Raw genomic sequence first — 4,778 nt, 5'->3', positions numbered from 1 at the left:
GACGGTTCCCCTATACGGGCGGTAGCTATCTTAGATATTTAGGATATCTAAGATTTTTTCTTTATTTTCTCCATATTTGGACAGAACTCTATCTCCACTCCCCTAAAAGTTTTTCGTCCCTTGCAGAATCTATCATATTTTTTGCACTGGGTGCAGATTCGGGCTAAGTATTCATTTCTGATCTCTAGATTTTCGTCAAAAAGCTGGTAGTTGTTCGAGTTTTTATTCATGTAATTACCTCCTGACTTTATTTTACTTTATTTTTCAGACTTAGCAAGTAATAAATTGAAAAAAAATAAAAAACCTCTCTAAAAATCCTTAGAGAGGCGGATATAAATATGATTATTTTTTATTTTTCAGATGTTTATCTTTAACTATGTTAATGACAGTTTTCATTTTTCCACGAATGTGATCATAGCCTATATCCTTTATGTGAGGAAGGTTACATTGTGAACAATCTTTTATTCCATGTTCTGTATACTTAAAATTTCCCCCGCACTCTTCTCCCATCATGTATAGAGGGCAATAACAGAAAAGACAATTAAAATTTTCTGTATTTTCTATTTTGTGACACGGGAAATACTCGCACTTGCTGTTTTGTACAAATTTATGATTAAAAGCCTCTTTTTTAAACAATTAAATACCTCCGATTTTAGTATATTCATTTTATAATTTTTTTATTCGATCCAACGTTCTGAATCGATAGCAGACTTACGACACTACCTGCAGCTGTTATAGCCTATAATGTTTTGTCTTTGTTTCACTCAGACTAATCCAGCCTTTTAGAATCATTAGGTGCATAAAGGTCGTCACAGCCCCTCCATGGAATTCTCCAATTAAAATCTTAGAAAAAAATTTTCCACCATGATATCTTTCTATTATAATTTCAAGCTGCCCTTGATGATCTTCAATATTTATTTCTGTATAGTTAAGCCTTTTGGAATCCAAAAGCACCTCTGCTCTGACAAAGTATGGACAGTTGTATTTAAAAATATTTTTAAACAGTTAAAATATTCTCTTTATTTTTTAGGAGTTCAGTCAAAGGCTCCCCCCATGACTTCAGTTCAATTCCCAATTCTGTTAGTTTTTCTGTTGTTCCAAGATTATTGGCACAGGCAATACACCCGCTAAAGTTTACTCCTGTTTCTTGCCCTTCTTTTATAAGTTGTTGGATATTGTAATTTTCAGCCACAAGTTTAGAGGTAGCTCCCCAAATAATAACTGTAACTTCATTCCACCAGTTTCTGAGCACTGCATTTTTTGAGTACATCATAACCATATGTTCTGCCGTTAGTGGGTTATCGTTTGTCCATAGGATATACAAATTATCTTTTTTCATCTTTTCCTCTCCTCTATACACGAATTTTCTATTACATATCAACAAATCTTTTTACATTTATCAAGGTGTTTTTTCAATTATAACTGCCCTTTATTTAGGTAGTCCTGCAGGATTTTTCCTGCATTTTTACATTTTTTTATAGATTCTGGTTGCTTATCAAATTCAGGCGGCAGAATTTCACTGGTTATTTGTTCCACAAAGCCATTATTTTTTACAACATTACCGTCAATGCAGTTCAGTCCGGCCCCACAAGTATAGCATTGAGAAAAAGCTTCCACTAAAAATTTTGAGATAACATTCATCTTATTGTTTTTTGCAAAGTATTCAACAATTTTTAGTACCTGACTATTTTCTTCATCTTTAGAGTAACCGGTGGATATAATTACTATTGGTTTACCCCCCAATAAAAATGCACTTTTATGACGGAAGCAAAAGCATCTTTCCAACATACTATGAGAAAGAGCATTAGGTAAGTCATAGTAATTTGGGACTCCCAATACAATGGCATCTGCTTTGACCATGGCTTCTGCTATTTCTGGAAAATCATCTTTGACGACACATTTGTTATCTTCAATACACCCAAGACAGCTTATACATCCTGATATATGCTTTCCTGAAAGTGAGATAAAATTAGTATCTCCGTGACAATTTGCCAGGACTTCTTTGACTGCATGATCTGTTATTCTGTTTGGTCTCGGACTTCCCGATATTCCTAAGATCATATTTAACCTTCCTTTATTTCTTATTTTTCATATGGGCAACTACTTTTTAAAGCTGTATAATAACAAGCTTATTTTAAAAGAGATTCCAATCTATTTGAACTTTCAAGTGCATACAGGTCGTCGCAACCTCCGATATGGGTATCACCGATAAAAATTTGAGGAAAAGTTTTGCCACCATTTGACCTTTTAATCATAGTTTCACGTTCTTCCGGATGCTCTCCGATATTTATTTCGTTATATTTTGCTCCCTTTGATTCTAAAAGCATCTTAGCCCTGGTACAATAGGGGCAGTTATGTCTGGTATAAATGGTTATTTCTTTCATAAAGTTTTTCCTCCTGAATTTAGTTGTTTATTACCATACGATTATATCACGGCAGAATTATTTTTTCTCATTTCGAATCATGCAATAAATATAGATGTCAATATTCTCACTGCTAAAATGATTTGAAAATTTGCAACAAAGGCCCTTAATAATATTGACCAGTCTAAGCATAACTAGAATCTTATTACATCTCCAGTGCCTTATTCAAAGCCCCTTTAAAATGTTCGATACTCTGTGCACCTGAGACAGCGACCTTATCATTGATAATAAAAAAAGGAACGCCGCTTATTCCGACACTCGAAGCTTCATTTTGATCCCTGTTAACCTCAGATAAATATAATTTATCTTTAAGCACTTTTTCCAGCTTATCAGTATTTAGACCGATTTCTCCAGCTAAAGACAGTAAAGTTTCCAAATTACCCAGGTCTGCTCCCTCTTCAAAGTACCCCTTGAAAAGACGGTCCACAAGAATCTTTTCTTTTCCCTCATCCTTAGCGAATTTAGCAGCTTGATGAGCTAGAGAGGTGTTATTTCTTATCATGATATCATATCTATAATTCAATCCCACTTTAGCAGCCTCATTTTTAATAGAATCCATACGGGTTTTTGCAACTTCATATGGTATCCCGTATTTTTTAGAAATAAAATCATAATAATTTCCCTGTTCTTGTTTCACCTCATCTGGATTCAACTGAAAACTCCTAAAGATTATCTCAATATTCTCTCTATCATCAAAGGTTTCAAGAGCCTTTTCTAGTTTTTTTTCACCCAGGTAACAGTATGGGCATACAAAATCAGACCAAATTTCTATTTTCATATTATCACTCCTTTTATACGAATATTATTTAATTTAAATCTCTCTTTTATTTATAATTAAAGAATTGAATTTAAAAGTTCTGTTATTTTTTGCAGTGACCTATGTGTCAAAAGGTTTTTTATTATTCGTGCTAATTTTTTTCTCTTTTATTGTTTTTTATTCGTGACTAAATTTTTTGATTCTAAAATCATCTTAATTTTAATGGGACAGGGGGCATTATGTCTGGCAAAAAAGGTTATTTTTTTAGCAAGTTATCCCCCGGAATTTAGTTTTTTAATATTCGAGATTATGTCACAGTAGAATTGTTTTTTCTCATTTCGAACCGTGCAACAAATATAGATGTCAATATTCCCACTGTTAAAATGATGTAAGAATTATTGTGAAATATTTTTGTAATTCCATAGGATTCCATAACGAGTCCGCTGACCGATGTTCCGATTGCTCCTCCCACAAATAGGTTGAAGGACACTACTGACATTGCTGTCCCTTTCATTTTAGGAAGTTTTTCCTGTGCCATCAAAATTAATGTCGATTGTATGCAGACAAAGGCAAGGCCAAAACCTAAAAGACCAAGGGATAATATCCATATATTTTTAAATACAGATAATACAAACATTGACAGACCACCTATCAGCCCGCTAGTTACCAGAAAACCATGCTTCAGAATTTTTCTCATTTCAGGTGCAATTTTACCCCCTATAACGGTTCCTATACCAAATATAGAGAGTATCAGCCCGACACTGAGAATATTATAGCCGGTCAGCTCCTGGATTAGTTTCCCTGAATATGTAAAGCTACCGAATACACTGAATCCAACTAAGAAGACCATCAAAACTGTTCTCATAAATCTATAATTGGTAAGTGCATTTTTATATGCCGAGAAAAAATTAAGCTTATCTACCACCGGCTTATCTCTTTCTAGTATTTTAAGCATCATTATGGCCAGAATGAGCTCTCCCACTCCGTATATGAGATAAACTATTCTCCATGATCCAAAATATGCTATTGCTCCTCCTAGGGCACTTGCAGTGGCTGCTCCTAGGAACATAAATCCCATTAGTTTTCCCAGAGCTTTTTGCCTGTCTTCAGGATCAAAACTTTCACCGATCAGTGCTATTGTCACAGGAAAGATACCGGCTCCAAAAGCACCATTCATTGACCTGAAAAATATTAGTGAGGATAAATTGAATGTTGTAGCCCCTAAAATACTGAATATAGCTGTCCCTATTGCTGCAGTATTTATTACTCTTACTTTACCGAACCTGTCAGACAAAGGCCCGAATAATAAAGTAAAAACACCAAATGCCAGCATATATGCAGTAACTGACATGGCAGCTGTGCTTACTGTAAGGTTTAAATCTTTTGATATATTAATAAGCAGAGGAGCGGCAGCATAATTGTCTCCATTGGCTAAAAAAGCCATTGATCCTAAGATTAAAAGCATTTTATTTTTATCTTTCATTTTTCCAAACCTCCCCTCTCTGATTTTTTTCTCATTTATTGATTTTCATTGGTGATTAAATCTTTTGGTTCTAATACTCTTATAAATTAAGTTACTTATGAGAATTTATAAGAGT

8 protein-coding genes are annotated in these 4,778 nt (G+C 34.1%); all 8 read right to left on the bottom strand.

The genetic code is table 11. The annotated features are described in order from the left end of the window. Positions 1–47 precede the first annotated feature (47 nt). The 8 genes from ABZA26_RS07845 to ABZA26_RS07810 all read right to left on the bottom strand — a co-directional run bounded on the left by ABZA26_RS07845 (position 48) and on the right by ABZA26_RS07810 (position 4,663). The gene (locus ABZA26_RS07845; protein WP_372713967.1) at positions 48–230 is read right to left on the bottom strand and encodes a hypothetical protein; all 183 of its coding nucleotides are present in this window, start codon (positions 228–230) and stop codon (positions 48–50) included. A 112-nt stretch (positions 231–342) separates the two neighbouring features. Further along, positions 343–636: a cysteine-rich small domain-containing protein gene (locus ABZA26_RS07840; RefSeq protein WP_372713966.1), complete on the bottom strand. Its 294-nt coding sequence runs from the start codon at positions 634–636 to the stop codon at positions 343–345. Positions 637–732: 96 nt separating this feature from the next. After that, positions 733–948, bottom strand: coding sequence for a hypothetical protein (locus ABZA26_RS07835; RefSeq protein ID WP_372713965.1), 216 nt, complete (start codon positions 946–948; stop codon positions 733–735). Positions 949–997: 49 nt separating this feature from the next. Next, complete coding sequence (locus ABZA26_RS07830; protein WP_372713964.1) at positions 998–1,339, bottom strand: DsrE family protein; 342 nt, start codon at positions 1,337–1,339, stop codon at positions 998–1,000. Between the two features lie 77 nt (positions 1,340–1,416). Further along, positions 1,417–2,061 carry a flavodoxin family protein gene (locus ABZA26_RS07825; RefSeq protein ID WP_372713963.1) on the bottom strand — a complete coding sequence of 215 codons (645 nt, stop codon included), beginning with the start codon at positions 2,059–2,061 and terminating at the stop codon, positions 1,417–1,419. Between the two features lie 68 nt (positions 2,062–2,129). Further along, the gene (gene grxC / locus ABZA26_RS07820) at positions 2,130–2,384 is read right to left on the bottom strand and encodes a glutaredoxin 3 (protein WP_372713962.1); all 255 of its coding nucleotides are present in this window, start codon (positions 2,382–2,384) and stop codon (positions 2,130–2,132) included. Between the two features lie 184 nt (positions 2,385–2,568). Beyond that, positions 2,569–3,201, bottom strand: coding sequence for a DsbA family oxidoreductase (locus ABZA26_RS07815; RefSeq protein WP_372713961.1), 633 nt, complete (start codon positions 3,199–3,201; stop codon positions 2,569–2,571). A gap of 286 nt (positions 3,202–3,487) precedes the next feature. Continuing rightward, a complete protein-coding gene (locus ABZA26_RS07810; RefSeq protein WP_372713960.1) occupies positions 3,488–4,663 on the bottom strand; it encodes an MFS transporter in 1,176 nt (391 codons plus the stop codon). Positions 4,664–4,778 lie beyond the last annotated feature (115 nt).

Origin of the sequence: Ilyobacter sp. (genome assembly GCF_041583315.1) — a bacterium.
Taxonomy (GTDB): Bacteria; Fusobacteriota; Fusobacteriia; order Fusobacteriales; family Fusobacteriaceae; genus Ilyobacter.
This window is presented reverse-complemented; position numbering and strand designations above follow the sequence as displayed.